At 57.7% G+C, this 21,301-nt stretch carries 18 protein-coding genes; 8 read left to right on the forward strand and 10 right to left on the reverse strand.

The genetic code is table 11. The features are described from left to right. Positions 1 to 113 precede the first annotated feature (113 nt). The 6 genes from ATO67_RS10520 to ATO67_RS23095 all read left to right on the forward strand — a co-directional run bounded on the left by ATO67_RS10520 (position 114) and on the right by ATO67_RS23095 (position 7,366). Positions 114 to 929 (forward strand): MurR/RpiR family transcriptional regulator, encoded by an 816-nt coding sequence (locus tag ATO67_RS10520; protein WP_067648098.1) that lies wholly within the window; start codon positions 114 to 116, stop codon positions 927 to 929. Positions 930 to 1,046: 117 nt separating this feature from the next. After that, positions 1,047 to 2,969, forward strand: coding sequence for a bifunctional 5-dehydro-2-deoxygluconokinase/5-dehydro-2-deoxyphosphogluconate aldolase (locus tag ATO67_RS10525; RefSeq protein WP_067648102.1), 1,923 nt, complete (start codon positions 1,047 to 1,049; stop codon positions 2,967 to 2,969). Beyond that, positions 2,966 to 4,789 (forward strand): 3D-(3,5/4)-trihydroxycyclohexane-1,2-dione acylhydrolase (decyclizing), encoded by a 1,824-nt coding sequence (gene iolD / locus ATO67_RS10530; RefSeq protein WP_067648105.1) that lies wholly within the window; start codon positions 2,966 to 2,968, stop codon positions 4,787 to 4,789. The genes ATO67_RS10525 and iolD overlap by 4 nt, the downstream gene beginning before the upstream one ends. Before the next feature lies 1 nt (position 4,790). After that, positions 4,791 to 5,690 (forward strand): myo-inosose-2 dehydratase, encoded by a 900-nt coding sequence (gene iolE / locus ATO67_RS10535; RefSeq protein ID WP_067648108.1) that lies wholly within the window; start codon positions 4,791 to 4,793, stop codon positions 5,688 to 5,690. A 15-nt stretch (positions 5,691 to 5,705) separates the two neighbouring features. Next, positions 5,706 to 6,515, forward strand: coding sequence for a 5-deoxy-glucuronate isomerase (iolB, locus tag ATO67_RS10540; protein ID WP_067648110.1), 810 nt, complete (start codon positions 5,706 to 5,708; stop codon positions 6,513 to 6,515). A 674-nt stretch (positions 6,516 to 7,189) separates the two neighbouring features. Further along, complete coding sequence (locus tag ATO67_RS23095; RefSeq protein WP_158667349.1) at positions 7,190 to 7,366, forward strand: hypothetical protein; 177 nt, start codon at positions 7,190 to 7,192, stop codon at positions 7,364 to 7,366. A gap of 248 nt (positions 7,367 to 7,614) precedes the next feature. On the opposite strand, the gene ATO67_RS10545 is transcribed toward ATO67_RS23095, so the two are convergent. Beyond that, on the reverse strand, positions 7,615 to 8,274 hold the full coding sequence (locus ATO67_RS10545) for a peroxiredoxin (RefSeq protein WP_067648327.1): 660 nt from the start codon (positions 8,272 to 8,274) through the stop codon (positions 7,615 to 7,617). 458 nt (positions 8,275 to 8,732) lie between these two features. On the opposite strand from ATO67_RS10545, the gene ATO67_RS10550 reads away from it, so the two are divergent. Beyond that, on the forward strand, positions 8,733 to 10,550 hold the full coding sequence (locus ATO67_RS10550) for an ABC transporter ATP-binding protein (protein ID WP_067648330.1): 1,818 nt from the start codon (positions 8,733 to 8,735) through the stop codon (positions 10,548 to 10,550). Between the two features lie 45 nt (positions 10,551 to 10,595). Here ATO67_RS10550 and ATO67_RS10555 read toward each other — a convergent pair whose 3' ends face one another. The 4 genes from ATO67_RS10555 to ATO67_RS10570 all read right to left on the reverse strand — a co-directional run bounded on the left by ATO67_RS10555 (position 10,596) and on the right by ATO67_RS10570 (position 14,775). After that, positions 10,596 to 11,618 (reverse strand): LLM class flavin-dependent oxidoreductase, encoded by a 1,023-nt coding sequence (locus ATO67_RS10555; RefSeq protein WP_067648112.1) that lies wholly within the window; start codon positions 11,616 to 11,618, stop codon positions 10,596 to 10,598. A gap of 89 nt (positions 11,619 to 11,707) precedes the next feature. Further along, positions 11,708 to 12,796, reverse strand: coding sequence for a quaternary amine ABC transporter ATP-binding protein (locus ATO67_RS10560; protein WP_067648115.1), 1,089 nt, complete (start codon positions 12,794 to 12,796; stop codon positions 11,708 to 11,710). After that, positions 12,789 to 13,676, reverse strand: coding sequence for an ABC transporter permease (locus ATO67_RS10565; RefSeq protein ID WP_067648118.1), 888 nt, complete (start codon positions 13,674 to 13,676; stop codon positions 12,789 to 12,791). Before ATO67_RS10565 ends, ATO67_RS10560 begins: the two co-directional genes overlap by 8 nt. Before the next feature lie 97 nt (positions 13,677 to 13,773). Then, entirely contained in the window at positions 13,774 to 14,775 is a 1,002-nt protein-coding gene (locus ATO67_RS10570; protein ID WP_067648121.1) for an ABC transporter substrate-binding protein, read from the reverse strand. 350 nt (positions 14,776 to 15,125) lie between these two features. Between ATO67_RS10570 and fba the strand changes: the two genes are divergently transcribed. Then, complete coding sequence (gene fba / locus ATO67_RS10575) at positions 15,126 to 16,190, forward strand: class II fructose-bisphosphate aldolase (RefSeq protein WP_067648124.1); 1,065 nt, start codon at positions 15,126 to 15,128, stop codon at positions 16,188 to 16,190. Between the two features lie 240 nt (positions 16,191 to 16,430). On the opposite strand, the gene ATO67_RS10580 is transcribed toward fba, so the two are convergent. The 5 genes from ATO67_RS10580 to ATO67_RS10600 form a co-directional block, all read right to left on the reverse strand. Further along, positions 16,431 to 18,152, reverse strand: a complete 1,722-nt coding sequence (locus tag ATO67_RS10580) for an ABC transporter substrate-binding protein (protein ID WP_067648127.1) — start codon at positions 18,150 to 18,152, stop codon at positions 16,431 to 16,433. Between the two features lie 78 nt (positions 18,153 to 18,230). Beyond that, positions 18,231 to 18,512 (reverse strand): DUF2160 domain-containing protein, encoded by a 282-nt coding sequence (locus ATO67_RS10585; RefSeq protein WP_067648131.1) that lies wholly within the window; start codon positions 18,510 to 18,512, stop codon positions 18,231 to 18,233. A gap of 13 nt (positions 18,513 to 18,525) precedes the next feature. Further along, complete coding sequence (locus ATO67_RS10590) at positions 18,526 to 19,344, reverse strand: carbohydrate ABC transporter permease (protein ID WP_067648134.1); 819 nt, start codon at positions 19,342 to 19,344, stop codon at positions 18,526 to 18,528. 14 nt (positions 19,345 to 19,358) lie between these two features. Next, on the reverse strand, positions 19,359 to 20,225 hold the full coding sequence (locus ATO67_RS10595) for a carbohydrate ABC transporter permease (RefSeq protein ID WP_067648137.1): 867 nt from the start codon (positions 20,223 to 20,225) through the stop codon (positions 19,359 to 19,361). A 3-nt stretch (positions 20,226 to 20,228) separates the two neighbouring features. Further along, the gene (locus ATO67_RS10600; protein ID WP_067648140.1) at positions 20,229 to 21,299 is read right to left on the reverse strand and encodes an ABC transporter ATP-binding protein; all 1,071 of its coding nucleotides are present in this window, start codon (positions 21,297 to 21,299) and stop codon (positions 20,229 to 20,231) included. Between the last annotated feature and the right edge of the window lie 2 nt (positions 21,300 to 21,301).

Below are 21,301 nucleotides of genomic sequence, written 5' to 3' on the forward strand. Positions count from 1 at the left end.
TATGCCATGTCGGACCGGGCCTGTCACCCGATGAATCGTCGTGGAAACCTTGTGAAATAATTTGGAATGGATATTCCATATTACGAGCGGGATAGAAAATGAGGGGAGAGGTCATGATGACAAATGCGGTACCGGCCACGGTCGAAGCTTTTCGGGAGCGATTGCTGGAGGTGACCGACAGTCTGCCGAAGCGCCTGCGCCAATGCGCCGACTACGTCGCTGCCCACGCGGATCGCATCGCGGTTTCCACCGTTGCCGAACTGGCGGAAAGTGCTGGCGTCCAACCATCGGCCATGATGCGTTTCAGCCAGATCATGGGCTTTTCCGGTTTTTCCGAAATGCAGCGCCTGTTTCGCGAACATTATACCGGCGGCTGGCCGGATTATACGACGCGGCTCAGCAATCTGCGCGACAGTGGCGAAGACGGCGGCGCGCTGCTTCTGGCCGAATTCGTGGATGCAGGCCGCGCCTCGCTTGAAAACGTGCTGAAAACCGTCGATCCTCAGGAATTCGAGACGGCTATTCGTGTGCTGTCGCAAGCCAGTACCATTCATATCATCGGTCTTCGCCGTTCCTTTGCCGTCGCCAGCTATCTGGCCTATGCCTTCGAAAAAATGGGCGTTCCAGCCATGCTGCACGCATCGGTCGGCCAATTGCACAATGAAAGCGCCATACGCTCCGGCGATGTGGTGCTTGCCATCACGTTTTCGCCCTACTCGGCAGAAACGATGGACCTCGTATCCTCAAGCCTTGCGCGGCGCGTTCCTGTTGTCGCGATAACGGATACGGCGGTCAGCCCGATGCGCAAACTGGGGGCGACGATTCTGGCCGTTTCTGAGGTCGACTTCGGCGCCTTTCGCTCGCTTTCAGCCACGTTGTGTGTTGCAATCACGCTCGCTGTTGGGGTCGGCACGCACCGTCAAAATTGAATATTTATGTTGAAAATAGAAAAAATGGAATTTATAGTCCAAAAATAGCCTGAAATGGAATGATGGTGGAGTGTCATTCCAGATGCAGGATTCTCGTCACAGCGAGGGAGGACGGTCGTGAAAAAGCTCGATCTCATTACCATTGGCCGCTCGTCGGTCGATCTTTACGGCGCGCAGGTTGGCGGGCGGCTGGAGGATATGTCCTCCTTCAACAAATATATCGGCGGCTCTCCGACCAATATCGCCGCCGGTGGCGTGCGGTTAGGCCTGAAGACCGCCGTCATTACCCGTGTGGGTGACGAGCATATGGGTCGCTTCATTCGTGAACAGCTGGTGCGCGAAGGCGTTGATATCAGAGGCGTGAAGACCGACCCGGAACGCCTGACAGCGCTGGTGCTGCTCGGCATTCGCGACCAGTCGCAATTTCCTCTGATCTTCTACCGCGAAAACTGCGCCGACATGGCGCTGTGCGAAGACGATATCGATCCCGCCTTCATCGCCGACGCTGGCTGCGTCTGCGCCACCGGCACGCATCTGTCCAACCCCAAGACCGAAGCCGCCGTCCTGAAGGCGCTGCGGCTGGCGCGGGAAAACGGCGCAAAGACAGCACTCGATATCGACTACCGTCCAAACCTCTGGGGTGTCGCAGGCCATGGCGATGGCGAAAGCCGCTTCGTGGAATCTGAAAAGGTGACGGCAAAGCTGCAATCCACGCTGCATTTCTTCGACCTCATCGTCGGAACGGAAGAGGAATTCCACATTGCTGGCGGGTCCACCGATACGCTGGAAGCGCTGAAAGCCGTCCGCAAGGTTTCCAAGGCGACATTGGTGTGCAAGCGTGGCCCCATGGGCGCTTCCGTCTTCCCCGGCGACATTCCGGCAAATCTCGATGATGGTGAATCCGGCGAGGGTTTCCCCATCGAGGTCTTCAACGTGCTGGGCGCAGGCGACGGCTTCATGGCGGGCCTGTTCCGCGGCTGGCTGCGGGGTGAGGATTGGCCGACGACGCTGAAATACGCCAATGCCTGCGGTGCCTTTGCAGTGTCGCGCCACGGCTGCACCCCCGCTTACCCCAGCTGGGAAGAGCTGCAATATTTCTTCCGCACCGGCATCAAGAACAAGGCTTTGCGCAAGGATGAAGCGCTGGAACAGGTGCACTGGGCCACCAACCGCAAGGGTGACTGGAACACCATGCGCGTCTTCGCCTTCGATCACCGCATGCAGTTGGAAGCCATGGCGGATGAGGCCGGTGTCGATCACGGCAAGATTGGCGACTTCAAGAAGCTTTGCCTGAAAGCAGCCCTTCAGGTGTCCGGCGGGCAAGCCGGTTACGGCATTCTCTGCGACAGCCGCTTGGGCCGCGACGCGCTTTACGAAGCCAGCGGCACCAATCTTTGGATCGGCAGGCCCGTGGAATGGCCGGGCTCTCGCCCGCTGACGCTGGAGCCGGAACTCGGCCTCGATTTCGGCGGACTCAATGAGTGGCCCGCAAACAATGTCGTCAAGGTTCTGTGCTTCTATCACCCCGATGATGCGGCCGAGCTGCGCAAGGAGCAGGAAGACACGGTGCTACGGCTGTTTCAGGCCGCACGGCGCAACCGGCTGGAACTGCTGCTGGAAGTCATTCCCTCCAAAGTCGGTCCGGTGGATGACACGACAACGGCCAAGATCATCGACCGTTTCTATGAAATCGGCGTATACCCCGACTGGTGGAAGCTGGAGCCGATGAAAAGCGAGGCTGCGTGGAAAAACGCGACCGATGCGGTGAAGCGCAACGACCCATATGTGCGCGGTATCGTCGTGCTGGGTCTGGATGCCCCGCAGGCGGAACTGGAAGAAAGCTTCCGTCTTGCGGCGGGCTTCGATCTGGTCAAAGGTTTTGCCGTGGGTCGTACGATTTTTGCGGATGCTGGCCGGGCATGGCTGTCCGGCAAGATGAGCGACGAGGAGGCCGTCGGCCAGATGGCGGAGCGCTACAGCGCGCTTTGCCGCATCTGGGATGAGGCGCGCGCCGCAGGAAACAAGGGAGAAGCAGCGTGACGACAATACGTTTGACGGCAGCGCAGGCGATGATGCGCTATCTGGCCGCGCAGATGAACGAGGATGGCGAAACCTATATCGCCGGTGTCTGGGCCATTTTCGGCCACGGCAATGTCGCCGGTATCGGTGAAGCGCTCTACGGCATCCGTGATGAGCTGAAGACCTATCGCGGCCAGAACGAACAATCCATGGCACATGCGGCCATTGCCTATGCCAAACAACTCGGCCGCCGACGTGCCATGGCGGTCACGTCCTCCATCGGCCCCGGTGCGACGAATATGGTCACGGCAGCGGCACTCGCTCATGTCAACCGCTTACCCGTTCTGCTCATTCCCGGCGATGTCTTCGCCAATCGCGGCCCCGATCCGGTGTTGCAGCAGATCGAGGATTTCGGTGATGGCACCGTTTCCGCCAATGATTGCTTCAAACCCGTCAGCCGCTATTTCGACCGCATCATGCGCCCCGAACAGCTTCTGACCGCTTTGCCGCGCGCCATGCGCACCATGACGGACCCTGCAGATTGCGGCCCGGTCACGCTCGCCTTCTGCCAAGATGTGCAGGCGGAAGCCTACGATTATCCGGCCAGTTTCTTCGAGAAAAAAGTCTGGCGCCAGCGCCGTCCGGAACCCGATATCGCAGAGTTCGAAGAAGCCGTTGCGGCCCTCAAGGTGGCCAAAAATCCCGTCATCGTCGCCGGTGGTGGTGTGCACTTCTCCGGCGCGACGGAAACGCTCAAAAACTTTGCCGAGACGCACTCAATTCCGGTCATCGAAACGCAGGCGGGCAAGTCCGCGCTCGCCTGGGATCATGATCTGAACTTCGGCCCGGTCGGCGTAACAGGTGCAGACAGCGCCAATGCCATCGCCGAAAAGGCCGATCTCGTCTTCGGCATCGGCACCCGCTTTCAGGATTTCACCACCGGCTCATGGGCGCTGTTCAAGAACCCTGATCGCAAGCTTCTGGCCCTCAACGTCCAGCCCTATGACAGTGCCAAGCACAATGCCATCAGCCTGACGGCGGATGCCAAGGTCGGTTTGGAAAAGCTGTCTGCCGCTTTGGGCAGCCACCGTTTTGCGACACCCGAAGGTGCGTTAAAGCAGCAATGGTTTGCGAAAGCCGATGCCGTAACCGCAGCACCAACGGAAGCCAACAGCCTGCCCACCGACATGCAGGTCATCGGTGCGGTACAGCGGGCCTCGCGCGACAACACCGTCGTTATGTGCGCGGCTGGCACCATGCCGGGTGAGTTGCATCAGCTGTGGAAAGCCAAGCTGCCGCTTTCCTACCACATGGAATACGGCTTCTCCTGCATGGGTTACGAAATCGCCGGTGGCCTCGGCATAAAAATGGCGCAGCCTGACCGTGACGTTATCGTCATGGTCGGCGATGGCTCCTACATGATGATGAATTCGGAGCTTGCCACCGCGGTCGCCATGGGCGTCAAGATCACCCTCGTCATCACCGATAACAGGGGTTACGGCTGCATCAACCGGCTGCAAATGGGCACCGGCGGCGCAGAGTTCAACAACCTCTACGCCCACACCAATCACACAAACCCCATCGCCATCGATTTTACCGCCCACGCGGCCAGCATGGGCGCGGATGCTCACAAGGTATCCTCGATTGCGGAGCTCGAGATGGCGCTGAATGCCGCGCGTGAAGCAACGGTCACGACCGTTATCGTCATCGACACCGACCCGTACCCAACACCGGATGCCGGTGGTTACTGGTGGGATGTCGCCGTGCCGGAAGTGTCGCAGCGCACAGAAGTCAACAATGCACGCGCCGCTTACGAAGCCGCGTTGAAGGAAAGACAGTAAGATGATCCTTTACGGCACCAACCCCATTGCCTGGAGCAATGATGACGACCGCACGCTGGGCGCCCATATCAGCCTCGACCAGTGCTTGGATGAAACCTCGAAAATCGGTTTCGACGGCATCGAAAAGGGCCACAAGTTCCCGCAGGAACCGGATGCCCTGAAAGCGGTGCTTGCCCCCCGCAATCTTCGTTACGTGTCCGGCTGGCACTCGCTCAACCTGCTGACCAACTCCATCGAAGACGAGAAGGCCGCCATGCAGCCCTCCCTCGATCTTCTGAAAGCCATGGGTTCAAAGGTCATTATCGTTTGCGAAACATCAAACGCCATTCACGGCGATGACGCAAAACCGGTCAACGACCGCCCTAAGCTTGCCGATGCCGACTGGACATCATTCGGTGCAGGCGTGGAAGCGCTCGCGAAATTCGCTGCCGATCAAGGCGTGGCACTCGTCTACCATCACCACATGGGCACCATCATCGAAAGCGAAGACGAAATCGACCGCCTGATGGAAAACACCGGGCCGCACACCAAGCTGCTACTAGACACCGGCCATACGCTGTTTGGCGGTGGGGATCCCGCACGTCTTGCCCGCAAGCACATGGCCCGCGTCGGACATATTCATGCGAAGAACGTTCGACCCGATATTGCCAGCCAGGTGCGCAACGAAAATCTTTCCTTTCTCGAAGGCGTGCGTCGCGGTGTGTTCACCGTTCCCGGCGATATGGACGGCGGCGTCGATTTTCCATCCGTGCTGAAAGTCGCGGCCGGACATGGCTACAGCGGCTGGCTGGTCATCGAGGCCGAGCAAGACCCTGATGTGCGCAATCCCTTCGAATATCAAAGCCTCGGCCTGAAGTCCCTGCGGGATTTCGCCAGGCAAGCCGGGCTTGATAAAGCCTGATTAAAGGAGACGACGATGGCCAATCTGCTGCGCAAGCCCACCGGGAAAACCGGCAAGGTCCACGATATCACGCCCGAAAGTGCGGACTGGGGCTATGTCGGTTTCGGTCTATATCGGCTGAAACCGGGTGAAACCGCGAGCGAGGAAACCGGGGACACGGAAGTCATTCTGGTGCTGGTGGAGGGCAAGGCGGAAGTTTCATCCGAAGCCAAGAACTTCGGCGAACTCGGCGACCGCATGAATGTGTTCGAGCGCAAGCCACCGCATTGCGTCTATATTCCCGCCGGTTCCTCATGGTCGGTCAAAGCCACGAGCGATTGCACCATCGGCGTCTGCACGGCACCGGCCAAGCCGGGCAGGGATGCGCAGGTCATCGGCCCGTCAGGCATTTCGCTCAGCGAGCGCGGCAAGGGTGCCAACACCCGCTACATTTTCCCCATTGCCATGGAAGATCGGGATGTGGCCGATAGCCTTTTGGTCACGGAGGTCTTTACCCCATCTGGCCACTGGTCGTCCTATCCGCCGCACCGGCATGACGAGGACAATTTCCCCGACATGACCTATCTGGAAGAAACCTACTACCACCGCCTCAACCCGGCCCAAGGCTTCGGCTTCCAGCGCGTTTTCACCGAGGATGGCTCGCTGGATGAAACCATGGCGGTTTCTGATGGCGACGTGGTTCTGGTGCCCAAGGGCCATCACCCCTGCGGTGCGCCATACGGCTACGAGATGTATTATCTGAACGTCATGGCTGGCCCGATGCGCAAATGGCGCTTCCAGAACCACCCGGATCACGACTGGATATTCAAGCGGGATAATGGGTAAGTGTTGGGCAAGCGGCTCCCCCCCCTCTGCCTTGCCAGGCATCTCCCCCTCAAGGGGGGAGATCGACTCGTGGCGACCTTTTGGCATTCTTAGCGGTCGAGAATAAAGTGGCGGCAGCGCGTCTTGCAGATCTCCCCACCTGAGGGGGAGATGTCCGGCAGGACAGAGGGGGGTGAGCGGCATATTCTGACCTCTCCACAAAAATACTCCCCAATCAAATCAATACCTTAACGAAAACCCGCAAAAACATCAAAAAATCCTCCCGCAGTTTTCTCCACACCTCGCGAATCACCCGCACAATCACCCCGTTCCGCCCTCGGATACACCGCAAGGCGTTGCGGCGAGGCGGGACCGGCGCTGGTGGTGAAGGGATACGCAAACCTTCATCGCCGGGGTCCGGCAGCGAATCCCCCCGGGGCAACGGGTGGGGAGCAGCATCGGTTTCGGACCGGCTGGTCTTGCTCTCCCGATGTTCGGACCGGATCGGCGTGCCTGCCTCGAATACCTTAACCGGTTTCGAGACTTAAGGTGCTGCCGCTCCGTTTCGCCAGCCCCGGGTGTACCGACAGCTCATCGTCCTCTGGTCGAACGCGACCATAAGGGATTGAAGCGAAAGTCAGGCGGTACACAGGAACACGTTGCATCCGTCCGCGTCGGAGACGACGCGGACGGATGTGGCCGAACTGGCAGGCAATGGTGCGGAAACGCAATGTTGCCGCCCGGATGGGAAGGGTCGGACCTTGAACACGTCCGACCGGTTTTCCGGCAAGGCTCGCCCTTCGCCATCCGGGACCATGCCAGCCGTGGCAAAGGGATCGCTGGTGGGTAACAACCGCCGAACGGGGCGCTGAAAGGTGCCATTCTTACACTACCCAACGAGGCAGCTTGCAGCGCCCCGTCCGAATACCATGGCCGAAACCGGCGATGGGCACTGAGAAGAGATCAAGCCACGGGCAGATGCTGCCGCGTGAACGGCGAAGCCCGTCTATGAGGCAAGGTAGGGATTTTTGAAAGGATGGATAAAATACGCAAAGTTGCTAACCGGCAGACGAGCGCTTGAGGACGCCCATCCACCAAACAAATGTGTCAGCCGCGACCCTTAACCCTGTGGCTGTTTTGTCTTGCGCAAATACGGTAAGACAGTATCGAACGAACCAAACCGCGTGATCGCATCCTCATTGGAAACCGCAGCCGTGATGATCACATCATCCTCCTGCTTCCAGTTGGCAGGCGTGGCCACCTGGTGCTTGGCCGTCAGCTGGATCGAGTCGATGGTGCGCAGGATTTCATCGAAGTTGCGGCCCGTCGTCATCGGGTAGGTCAGGATCAGCTTGATCTTTTTGTCGGGGCCGATGACATAGACCGAGCGCACGGTGGCGTTGTCTGCTGGCGTACGTCCTTCGGAGCTTTCACCGGCATCATCGGGCAGCATGTCATAGAGCTTTGCGACCTTGAGGTCCCTGTCGCCGATCAGCGGGTAGGCAACCTCGAAGCCGGTGGCCGTCTGAATGTCCTGCTTCCATTTGGGGTGACTTTCCACCGGGTCTACCGAAATGCCGATGACCTTCACATTGCGCTTTTTAAACTCGCCGTCGAGGCCCGCCATTGCGCCAAGTTCCGTGGTGCAGACCGGCGTAAAATTCTTGGGGTGTGAAAACAGAACGGCCCAGCTATCCCCAATCCACTCGTGGAAGCTGATCGACCCTTGAGTGGTATCTGCGGTGAAGTCGGGGGCGGTCTGATTGATACGCAACGTCATGGCATGCTCCAGCATAAGTTATGGGCCGATCTTCGCCTTTTGCCCGCTTGAAGTCGCCAAATAATCATCCAGAATATGGGTGATGAATAGGAGAAATATTCCCCCTTCGTGTTCGCTCGGCAATCATTTTGCGTATGCCACCCTGTGGCAACTCTGCCGCACCTAGAGGTTTAGTGAAGCATGGTGCATGAAACGGGCTTGGCGTTTTGATGCAAGCTGCATAATGTGTCTGCATCAACGTGAACGAGGGAGGTATTACATGGCATATTTTTCCAACTCCCCGGTGGCCTCAGCCATCAAGAGCTGATGCTCTCTTTCTCTTTTCAACAAGAGATCGACACGTAACGACCGGCACGCCGGTTATTTCTCGATTTTTCCAAAATCGTTTCGCGCACCGATAACGCGCGAATTTCATTTTCATATCTTTCGTGGGACCGGCCGACGCCGGGATGCTTATCATGTCTTTTGGTTTGAAATTGCGCCGCAGTCAGGCGTTTCGCAGCGTTTTCCGTTTCTGTTGGACCCATTGGCGGCGGCAGCCTGGCCGGGTGGCTTTCATGTTGTGCGCGGTGCTGTTTTCAACACTTGCCGATGTGTTGACACCGATGTTTGCGGGTCGGCTGGTGGATGCCGTCGTATCGGGAAGCGCGAGTGATCTCACCGCATGGAACAGCGCGCTAACGGCTTTTGGCTGGCTGATGGGTCTTGCCGTGCTCGCCGTCGTTTTGCGGCACGCGACATTCATGACCATCATCAGCTTCACGCTAAGATCGATGACGGACATCGCCGCTGACTCGTTTCATCGCATCCAGCGCTTCTCATCGGATTGGCATGCCAACAGCTTTGCTGGCTCCACCGTGCGCAAGGTTACGCGCGGCATGTGGGCGCTGGATTTGCTGAACGACACGGTGTTCGTGGCGCTGTTTCCATCCATCGTGATGCTGATCGGCTCTACCATTCTGATGACATGGTACTGGCCGTTGATGGGCCTGCTCGTCGGGCTGGGTTCGCTGCTCTTCGTGATTGTCACGGTCTGCATGGCGTTGGGCTATGTTGCGCCGATGGCAAGTCTTGCCAATGCCTGGGACACACGCCTCGGCGGTTCGCTGGCCGATGCCGTGACCTGCAACGCCGTGGTGAAAGCCTTCGGTGCGGAGGAGCGCGAAGATGCGCGGCTGACGCGCGTCATGGGCAAATGGAAAGACCGGACACGGCGGACATGGGTGCGTGGCACCATCAACGGCACTTTACAGGCTGGCTTGCTCACTATCATGCGGGCAGGCGTCATTGGTCTCGCGCTTTTGCTCTGGGCAAATGGCAATGCCGATGCCGGTGATATTACCTTCGTTCTGACGGCTTTCTTCATTCTGCAAGGCTACCTGCGCGAAATCGGCATGCATATCCGCAACCTGCAGCGGTCGGTAAACGACATGGAAGAGCTCGTCTCCATCCATTCGCAGCCGCTCGGCATCGACGATGTGCCAAACGCGAAAACGCTTGTCATCAACGAGGGGAAGATCGAGTTCGAGCGGGTGAGTTTCCATTATGGCAAACATCTCGCACCGCTCTACAAGGATTTTTCCGTCACCATCAAGCCGGGCGAAAGGGTAGGGCTTGTCGGTCATTCCGGTTCGGGAAAGACGACCTTCATCAAGCTCATCCAGCGGCTGCATGATGTCAGCGATGGTTCGATCCGCATCGACGGGCAGGACATTTCGCAAGCGTCGCAGGCGTCTCTGCGTCAGCAGATCGCCATCGTGCAGCAGGAGCCGATCCTGTTTCACCGTTCGCTGGCCGAAAACATCGCCTATGCAAGGCCCAATGCCACGCAGAAGGAAATCGAGACCGCCGCGCAACTGGCCAGCGCAGATGGTTTCATCACCGCGCTGCCAAAGGGTTATGGCACGCTGGTGGGGGAACGCGGCGTCAAGCTGTCTGGTGGGGAACGTCAGCGTATCGCCATTGCGCGAGCGTTTCTGGCGGATGCACCGATCCTCATTCTCGATGAGGCGACGTCCAGTCTGGATTCGGAATCGGAAATGCTGATCCAGCATGCGATGGAACGATTGATGCAGGGACGCACGACACTTGTCGTCGCGCACCGCCTGTCCACGGTCCGCTCTCTCGACCGGTTGCTGGTGTTCAGCCACGGCACGATTGCGGAAGAGGGAACGCATGTCAGCCTCATCCAGAAAAAGGGTGGCATCTATCGCGGTCTGTTTGAACGCCAGGCCCTGGAACTGACCAAGGGACTGGTTCTGGATGTCGCCGAATAACGGCTCTGGTCCACGGCATTTGCGAATGCCGTGGACCTCGTTCAATCAACGCCAGCCGAGTTCTGGCGCGACATGTTTCAAAATCGAATCGAGCACATGGACGTTGTAATCGACACCCAGCTGGTTCGGGATCGTCAATAGCAGCGTATCGGCCTCGGCAACGGCTTCATCCTTCGCCAGTTCCTTGATCAGCATCTCGGGCTCTGCGGCATATGAACGTCCGAAAACAGCGCGGGTGTTGGCATCGAGATAACCGATGCTGTCGCTATCCTTGCCGCTGCCACCGAAATAGGCGCGGTCGCGATCATCCACCAGCGCAAAAATACTGCGGCTGACGGACACACGCGGCGTCCGGGTGTGGCCAGCTTCCTTCCATGCGGCATGGTAGGCCCGGATCTGCGCTGCCTGCTGGACATGAAACGGTTCGCCGGTCTCGTCGTCCTTCAACGTCGAGCTCTGCAAGTTCATTCCGAGCTTTGCTGCCCAGACGGCGGTGGCATTGGAGCCAGCACCCCACCAGATGCGGTCGCGCAAACCTTCCGAATGCGGTTCGAGACGCAACAGGCCGGGCGGGTTGGCAAACATCGGGCGAGGATTGGGCTCGGCAAAGCCTTCGCCTTTCAGCACTTCCAGAAACACTTCCGTGCTGCTTCGGCCCATGTCGGCATCGCTTGCGCCGTCTTTCGGCTGATAGCCAAAATACCGCCAGCCTTCGATCACCTGTTCAGGTGAACCACGGCTGAGGCCAAGTTGCAGGCGACCATCGGAAATCAGATCGGCAGAACCCGCGTCTTCCGCCATGTAGAGCGGATTTTCATAACGCATATCGATGACGCCGGTGCCGATCTCGATCTTGCTCGTTCTAGCACCGACCGCTGCGAGCAACGGAAACGGCGAGGCCAGTTGGCGGGCGAAGTGGTGTACACGGAAGTATGCGCCATCGACGCCAATCTCTTCTGCGGCAACGGCAAGCTCGATGGATTGCTTAAGTACATCCTTGGCCGTGCGTGCCTGCGAATGTGGCCCCGGACCCCAATGGCCGAAAGACAGAAAGCCAATCTTCTTCATGATGTTTCACCTGAATCTGCATATGTTTCGTTGCCAAACATATAGTGTGCATTTCAGGGAATGTACGGTCGCGATTGTGAACAGTCTGTTCAGGCCTTGGCCCGAGCAACGTCTCCGGCATCGCCACCATTGATTTCCGTTGCCGACACATCGACGATTGCGCTGGCAAGTTGGCGGAAGCTGACAGTCCCCACGGCCTTGCTTGAAAGGTCGCAGACGGTTGCTTTGTCATCGCCGCTGCGCGCCAGCATTCGCATCGTGTCCTCGATGCTGGTGCCGACAAAAACCTGCGGGTCGACCGCCTGTATTCCCGGCGCAACCGGCGACATCACCGCCTCGACGTTGATGACCCGACCCCGGTTCACCTCCTTGACGAAGTTGGCGATGTACTCGTCGGCTGGACGCAGCACGATGTCCTGACTGGTGCCCTGCTGGATGACTTCGCCATCCCGCAGAATAGCGATCTGGTCTCCCAGACGAAGCGCCTCATCCAGATCATGGGTGATGAACACGATGGTTTTCTTGATTTCCTTCTGGATATCGAGAAGCACGGATTGCATATCGGTTCGGATCAGCGGGTCAAGCGCGGAATAGGCTTCATCCATCAGGAGAACCGGCGCATCGTTGGACAGGGCTCGCGCCAGCCCCACGCGTTGTTGCATGCCGCCGGAAAGCTGGTTGGGAAAGCGCGTTTCATACCCTTTCAATCCCACCCGCTCCAGCCAGCGCATGGCGATATCGACGCTTTTTGCGCGTGCCATGCCTTGGACTTCAAGCCCGTATAGAGTGTTGTCCAGAATGTTACGATGCGGCAGAAGGGCGAATTTCTGAAACACCATGGCTGTCTGATGGCGGCGAAAGGCGCGCAGCTCCGTCGCATTCATCTTTACGACATCAACGCCATCGACCAGCACTTCGCCAGCCGTGGGGTCGATCAGCCGGTTGATGTGGCGGATCAGCGTTGACTTGCCGGAGCCTGACAGACCCATGATGACCTGAATGCAGCCCGAGGGAATATCGATGTTGATATCCCGAAGGCCGAGAACATGACCGTACTTCTCGTTGAGTTCGGTTTTTGTCAGCCCATTGCGAACGGCGTCGATATGAGCCTGCGGTTTGACACCGAAAACCTTGTAGAGATTGCTGATCTTTATGCCGCCAAATGCAGTGTCAGCCATGGGCAATCTCCTGATGTTTCTGGAGCCTTTTGCCATAGGCCTGACTTATGCGATCAAAGATGATGGCGATGCCAACGATGGCCAAGCCATTGAAGATGCCGAGCGTGAAATACTGGTTGGCGATGGCTTTGAGAACCGGCTGGCCCAGTCCCTGTACGCCGATCATCGAGGCAATTACGACCATGGCGAGCGCCATCATGATTGTCTGGTTGATGCCGGCCATGATAGTGGGGAGCGCCAGCGGCAGTTGCACCTTGAAGAGCTTTTGCCAGCCGGAAGATCCGAACGCATCGGCGGCCTCCAGCACATCCCGGTCCACCAGTCGGATACCGAGATTGGTGAGGCGTATCATCGGCGGAATGGCATAGATGACCACAGCGATCAGCCCCGGTACCCTGCCGATGCCCAGCAGCATGACGACGGGGATGAGGTAGACGAAGCTCGGCATGGTCTGCATGACATCCAGTATGGGATTGACCACCCGCTGGACGCGATTGGAGTGCGACATGGCGATACCGAGGGGGAGCCCGATGACGATGGACAGGACGGTGCAGACGAAGATCATCGAGATCGTTCGCATCGTATCTGTCCACATATCGAAATAGCCGATAGCCAGAAGTGTGAAGAGACAGCCAAGCACGATCTTGAGGCTGCGACTGCCAGCCCAAGCTATGCCCAAAATAATCAAAATAATAATCGGCCACGGCGTTTGCGTCATGAAGCGCTCGGCCCATATCAAAAACTGTTGAAGCGGTGAAAAGAAGCCCTCGATGCTTCCACCCCAAGCGCGTGTAAACTCACGAAACCCGTCATCAATCATCTTTTTCAGATTGCGAAGCGTGTCGTCGTTCATATGCGGAAATCTGTAGAACCAATCCATACGCGTCCCCTGTGATCGCGGCGACATGCGATCGAAATATCAATCGCATATCTTTTGGCACGGCTGCCGACCGCCGGTCAGACAGCAGGGCAAGTCTTCAGAGCGAAGCCTTGATTTTTTCCGCAGCGTCTGACGACACCCACTTGGTCCAGATGTCGGGGTTTTCCTTGAGGAAGTGCTTGGCGCTATCCTCGCCTGTTGCCTGGTTGTCCGTCATCCATGCCATCAGCTTATTGACGGTATCGTTGCTCCATGAACGCTTTTTAAGATAGTCCATGATTTCTGGCCCCGCCTTATCCGAAAACGGCTTGGCAACCAGCGTCACCACCTTGTCCACCGGCCATGCGTTGGGTTTCGGGTCTGGGCAATCGGCAACGGTGTTGCAACGCTTCCACTCGGCCGCATCTGCGGCAACGCCCGGCTCCAGCTTCACCATCTCGTATTTTCCGAGAAGGGCGGTGGGCGACCAGTAATACCCAACCCATGGCTGCTTGCGCTCGTAAGCCTTGGCAATGGAGCCATCGAGACCGGCGGAGGAGCCGCTATCAACGAGGATAAAGCCTGCCTTTTCAGCCCCGTAGGCCTTGAAAAGCTGTCCGGTGACCACAGTGCCACCCCAGCCTTGCGGGCCGTTGACGATGGCGCCCTTGTCTGGATTTTCCGCATTCGGGAAAAGCTTGGGGTTCTTCATGAGGTCGCCGATGGTTTTGATCTCTGGGTGAGCATCGGCCACGTATTTGGGAATCCACCAGCCCTGAATGCCGCCGTCCGGCAAAGCCGTTGCGGCTACGACGAGCTTGCCTTCATCGACGCCGCGCTTGACCACTTCCGGCAGCGTATCGGCCCACGCCTCTGGTGCGATATCCGGTTGGCCTTTCTCGACCATGGAGGTGATGGTCGGAACGGTATCGCCAATGGTGATCTCGGCGCTGCAACCGTAGCCCTCGTTGAGAATGATCTTGTCGATGGCGGAGAGCACTTCGGCGCTCTGCCAGTTCATGCTGGCGATGGTGGGGCTACCACACTCTGCTGCGCTGGCCGCAGCCACGCCACCGAGCAAGCCGAACACCAGACAGGTGGATGCAAGCAATGTCTTCATATCTGTTCCCTTTATTGGCGACACTTATAAATAGGCGCACCTGCCGCAGGGGTGTGCCGCTGTTCTTGTCTTCTGCAAGGTTGAAAAGATGATGGCGCGAAGCCCTGCCGGGAACCCACGCGAAAAGCGACGGCCATTCGCCAAACCACGACAGGGCACGGTATTTTAATCTTTGGGTAACTTTCAGACCGGCAGGCCTACACAATCCAGATCGCGCATTCTCTACTGATGATCGTCAAAAAAAGCTGGATAGTTAGGGTTCTCAAGGCAATAGTAGGGCTGTTCATGAAAGGACAGGGCGGTAGTGATACTTGCCGCTCTAAAAACAGCTCGTTTTAGGGGGAAATACCTTGGCTCGAATAACGCTCCGTCAGTTGCTCGATCACGCGGCAGAAAACGGCTATGGCGTACCTGCTTTCAATATCAATAATATGGAACAGGCGCTCGCCATCATGGAGGCGGCGGATGCGACGAATTCGCCCGTCATCATGCAAGCATCGCGCGGGGCACGCGCCTACGCCAACGACATCATGCTCAAGTATATGATGGATGCGGTTGTCGAAATCTATCCGCACATTCCCGTCTGCGTGCATCTGGACCACGGCAACGAAGCAGCCAGCTGCATGACCGCTATTCAGGCCGGTTTTACTTCCGTCATGATGGATGGCTCTCTGAAGGCCGATGGCAAAACGCCGGGTGACTGGGACTACAACGTCGGCGTTACCAGACAAGTTACCGACATGGCCCACTACGGCGGTATCTCCGTCGAAGGTGAACTTGGTGTCCTCGGCTCGCTGGAAAGCGGCATGGGCGAGGCGGAAGACGGTCACGGCGCCGAGGGCGTGCTGTCACATGATCAGCTGCTGACCGACCCGGACGAAGCGGTAAAGTTCGTGCGCGAAACCAAGGTGGATGCACTGGCCGTTGCCATGGGCACCAGCCACGGCGCCTACAAGTTTACCCGCAGGCCTGATGGTTCGGTGCTGGCCATGAATGTCATCGAGGAAATCCACAACAAACTGCCAAACACGCATCTTGTCATGCACGGATCATCGACCGTGCCGCAGGACTTGCAGGATATCATCAACGCCTATGGCGGCGCGATCAAGCCGACCTGGGGTGTGCCGATCGAAGAAATTCAGCGCGGAATCAAAAATGGCGTCCGCAAGATCAACATCGACACCGACTGCCGCATGGCGATCACTGGCCAAATCCGAAAGGTGCTGGCGGAAGACCCGGCTGAGTTCGATCTGCGCAAGTATTTGAAGCCTGCACGGGAGGCCATGACGAAGCTGTGCAAGGAACGGTTCGAGCTGTTCTGGACGGCAGGGCAGGCATCAAAGATCACGCCGATTCCGCTGCGGGAGATGGCGAAGCGTTACGCGTCTGGTTCGCTGGACCCGATTGTTTCGTGAGGTTCTTTAGAGAAGGGGCAACCCCCTTTTCTCCGTCATCCTCGGGCTTGTCCCGAGGATCTGCTACGTCTCGTCTTGTACGACGGTGACTGATCTTTATACCGCTGAAAAAAAGCCGGGGGCAATGAATTCGCCCCCGGCTTTCCGTTTCAGGAATAGGCCAACGTCACAGCCTGCTTGAACCTTGGCAGATCCTCGGGTCAAGCCCGAGGATGACGTCGGTGGATGTGGTCAGCAGACTTACTTCTGCCAGCTCTTGACCAACTCATCATAGTTGACGGTCATTGGCTTTTCTTTTTCCTCGGCGATCTTCAGCTGTGGTGCAAGGTTGCCCTTGGAAACTGCGTCCTTGTTCCAGTATTCAAGATCGTGTTCTTCAGCCAGCTTTGGTCCGATTTCGCCCTGAACGCCTGCGCGTTCCAGACGCTGCATGACCTTTTCCTGTTCGGCGCAGAGCGAGTCCATAGCTTCCTGCGCCGTTTTTGCGCCGGAGGATGCATCACCCACGGCCTGCCACCACAGCTGAGCCAGCTTTGGATAGTCAGGAACGTTGGTGCCGGTTGGAGACCACTGAACGCGGGCAGGCGAGCGATAGAACTCGATCAGGCCGCCGAGATCCTTGGCGCGCTTGGTGAAGCTTTCGTGGTTGATCGAGGAATCGCGGATGAGGGTGAGGCCAACATGGCTTTTCTTCACGTCGACGGTCTTCGAGGTCACGAACTGGGCGTAAAGCCATGCGGCCTTGGCGCGGTCGTCAGGCGTGGATTTCATCAGCGTCCAGGAACCCACGTCCTGATAGCCAAGCTTCATACCGTCCTTCCAGTAAACGCCATGCGGGGAGGGGGCCATGCGCCATTTCGGCGTGCCATCCTCGTTGACGACGGGCAGGCCCTTCTTGACCGCATCAGCCGTAAACGCCGTGTACCAGAAAATCTGCTGCGCCACTTCGCCCTGCGCCGGAACTGGACCGGATTCGGAGAAGTTCATGCCCTGCGCTGCTGGAGGCGCGTAAGCCTTCAACCAGTCGAGATATTTCTGGATCGCATAGACCGAGGCAGGGCCGTTGGTGTCACCGCCACGGGCCACGCAGGAACCGACCGGCTGTGACTTTTCGTTGACCTTGATGCCCCATTCATCGACCGGCAAGCCGTTTGGCAGGCCTTTGTCGCCGTTGCCAGCCATGGAAAGCCAGGCATCGGTGAAGCGCCAGCCAAGCGATGGGTCTTTCTTGCCATAATCCATATGGCCGTAGACTTTCTTGCCGTCGATTTCACGACCGGTGAAAAATTCGGCAATGTCTTCGTAGGCAGACCAGTTGACGGGAACGCCGAGGTCATAGCCATATTTCGCCTTGAAATCTGCCTTGTTCTTCTCGTCGTTGAACCAATCGTACCGGAACCAATAGAGGTTTGCGAACTGCTGGTCGGGAAGCTGGTAGAGCTTGCCATCAGGTGCCGTCGTGAATTTCGTGCCGATGAAATCCTTCAGGTCTAGACCGGGATTGGTGACGTCCTTGCCCTCGTTGGCCATCCAGTCCGTCAGATTGCGGGCCTGCTGATAGCGCCAGTGGGTGCCGATGAGGTCGCTATCGTTGACGAAGGCATCATAGATGTTTTCGCCGGACTGCATCTGTGTTTGCAGCTTCTCCACCACATCGCCTTCACCGATCAAGTCGTGCGTCAGTTTGATGCCGGTGATTTCGGTAAAGGCTTTTGCCAGCACCTTGGACTCGTATTCATGCGTCGTCAGGGTTTCCGAAACGACCTTGATGTCCATGCCGGCAAAAGGCTTGGCGGCATCGATAAACCATTGCATTTCCTTTTCCTGCTCGGCGCGGGAAAGACTGGAGAGATCGCCAATTTCCTTGTCCAGAAAGGTCTTGGCTTCGTTCATTCCGGCGTTTGCCACGCCGGTCAGTGCCAGCAGCGCGGCTGCCGTCGTCGTTAAAAGATGCATTCGCATAATCATCCTCCCAGTGTTTACGATTGCTTGCAGATGTATCTCCGGGCGGTCCTCCCTCCCGGTATTTCCGTCAGTGGCCTATACGAAGCGGAACACGCCAATCGCATAGACGACCGAAAGAGCCAGTGCCCACCAGAGGCCGGGGCCGACGAGACCGAGCCAACCGAGGTGGATGAATGCCGAGCCGAGCAGCGACACAAAGAGGCGGTCGCCGCGTGTCGTCTCGAAGCGTAAGATTCCGACGCGCGGATTGCCGCCGGGCGAAACATACTCCCATACCGCCATGCAGATCAGCAGCAGTAATATGGTGATAAAGAACAGCGCCGTTGGCAACGTCCATGCCATCCAGGAAAAATTCATTGTGCTTCTCCTTTCAGACGCGGCCGAGGGCAAAGCCCTTGGCGATGTAGTTTCGGACGAAATAGATCACCAGCGCACCGGGTATGATCGTCAGCACACCGGCGGCGGCCAGCACGCCCCAATCCATGCCGGATGCGGAAACGGTACGGGTCATGGTCGCGGCAATCGGCTTGGCGGCGGTTGTCGTCAGGGTTCTGGCCAACAGCAGTTCAACCCATGAGAACATGAAGCAGAAGAAGGCCGCGACACCAATGCCGCTTGCAATCAGGGGCATGAAGATTTTGACGAAAAAGCGCGGGAAGGAATAGCCGTCAATATAGGCGGTCTCATCGATTTCCTTGGGAACGCCGGACATGAAGCCTTCGAGAATCCACACAGCCAGGGGAACGTTGAACAGGCAGTGGGCGATAGCAACCGCAATATGCGTGTCGATCAACCCGAAGGCGGAATAGAGCTGGAAGAAGGGCAGGGCAAACACGGCAGGTGGCGCCATGCGGTTCGTGAGCAGCCAGAAAAACAGATGCTTATCACCGAGGAAGCGATACCGCGAGAACGCATAGGCGGCGGGCAACGCGGCGGCGACCGAGATCACCGTGTTCATCACCACATAGATGATGGAGTTGATGTAGCCGTTATACCAAGCTGGATCGGTGAAAATGACCGTGTAGTTTCGCAGCGTCGGGTTTTGCGGCCAGAGCGAGAAGGCACCGAGAATCTCGCCGTTTTCCTTGAAGCTCATATTGACGAGCCAATAGATCGGCAGCAGCAGGAAGAGGATATAAATCGTCGGAATGAGGAAGGAGAAGCGGGTGATGGATTTTGAAGTGCTCATGGTGGTCTCCTTTCTCAAGCCTGTTCGTCGCTGTTGGTCATGACGGTGTAGAAAATCCACGACAGAGCGAGGATGATCAGGAAGTAGATGATCGACATGGCCGCCGCTGGCCCCAGATCGAATTGGCCGACTGCCATCTTCACCAGATCGATGGACAGGAAGGTGGTTGAGTTGCCGGGGCCACCGCCTGTCACCACGAAGGGTTCGGTGTAGATCATGAAGCTGTCCATGAAGCGCAAAAGAACGGCAATCAGAAGCACGCGCTTCATCTTCGGCAACTGGATATAGCGGAAGACAGACCAGCGCGATGCGCCATCGATGCGGGCTGCCTGATAATAGGCGTCGGGGATCGAGACGAGACCGGCATAGCACAGGAGCACGACAAGGCTCGTCCAGTGCCAGACATCCATGATAATGACGGTCGCCCAGGCATCCACAGGGTCCTGCGTGTAGTTGTAATCGACGCCGAGCATCGACAGGTAATGGCCGAGAAAACCGATATCGACGCGCCCGAAGACCTGCCAGATGGTGCCGACAACGTTCCACGGAATAAGAAGCGGCAGGGCCATGAGTACCAGGCAAACAGGTACGCCAAGACCGGTCTTGGGCATGTTGAGCGCAATCAGAATACCGAGCGGAATCTGGATTGCCAGAATGACGAAAGAGAAAATCAGGTTGCGCATCAGCGCATCCCAGAAACGCGGCGAATGCAGCATCTGCACGAACCAGTCGGTTCCCGCCCAGAAGAACTGGTTGTTTCCGAACGTATCCTGAACCGAGTAATTGACCACCGTCATCAGTGGGATGATCGCTGAAAATGCCACAAGCACGAGGACGGGAATGAGCAGCAGCCATGCCTTGTTGTTGAACGTCTTTTCCATGGCTCAGCCTCCCGCGCCAACGCGCCAGCTATCGGCGTAGATGCCGATGGCTTTCGGATCGAAAGTGACGCGGGGTTCTGAAGGAATGTCGCCATCCTCAGGCACCACCACGGTCAGAGGATTCCCGGCAAAGCTGGCGCGGACGATCTTCTGGCGACCGATATCCTCGACCTTGCTGATGGTGACAGGCATGCCCTCGCGACCCAGAGAGATGAATTCCGGACGAATGCCGAGTTCCGTCTTCACGCCGCTTTCAACATTTGGTGCTGCGTCGAGCAACACATGCTGATCGCCTATTTTCGCTTGCGCACCATCGAGCGACACAGGCATGAAGTTCATGCCCGGAGAGCCGATGAAATAACCGACGAAGGTATGGCTTGGCCGTTCGAACAGTTCGGCGGGCGTGCCAATCTGCACGATCTGGCCGTCATACATCACGACCACCTTGTCGGCGAAGGTCATGGCTTCGGTTTGGTCGTGCGTGACGTAGACCATAGTAAAGCCGAACTGCTTGTGCAGGCGCTTCAACTGCGAGCGCAGCACCCATTTCATATGCGGGTCGATCACAGTCAGCGGCTCATCGAACAGGATAGCGTTGACATCGTCGCGCACGAGGCCACGGCCTAGCGAAATCTTCTGCTTCTGATCGGCGGTCAGGCGATGTGCGCGGCGTTTTCCCCATGCGCTGAGGTCGATCATTTCGAGGATTTCGTTGACACGCCTGTCGACATCGGCCTCGGGCACGCCGCGATTGCGCAGTGGAAAGGCCAGATTGTCGTAAACGGTCATGGTGTCGTAGATGACAGGGAACTGGAAAACCTGCGCAATATTGCGCTGTTCCGTGGCTAAGTTGGTCACGTCCTTGCCATCGAACAGGATGCGTCCATCCGATGGGTTGATGAGGCCGGAAATGATGTTGAGCAGGGTGGTTTTGCCGCAGCCAGATGGGCCGAGCAGCGCGTAGGCACCCCCATCGCTCCACTCGTAGTTCACTTCCTTCAGGGCGTAATCATTGGCCGCCCTGGCTTTGGCGTTGTAGGCGTGGCGGATATGATCGAGGCTGATGCGTGCCATGG

The sequence above is a fragment of the Agrobacterium bohemicum genome (assembly GCF_001562555.1).
In the GTDB taxonomy this organism is placed as follows: Bacteria; Pseudomonadota; Alphaproteobacteria; order Rhizobiales; family Rhizobiaceae; genus Agrobacterium; species Agrobacterium bohemicum.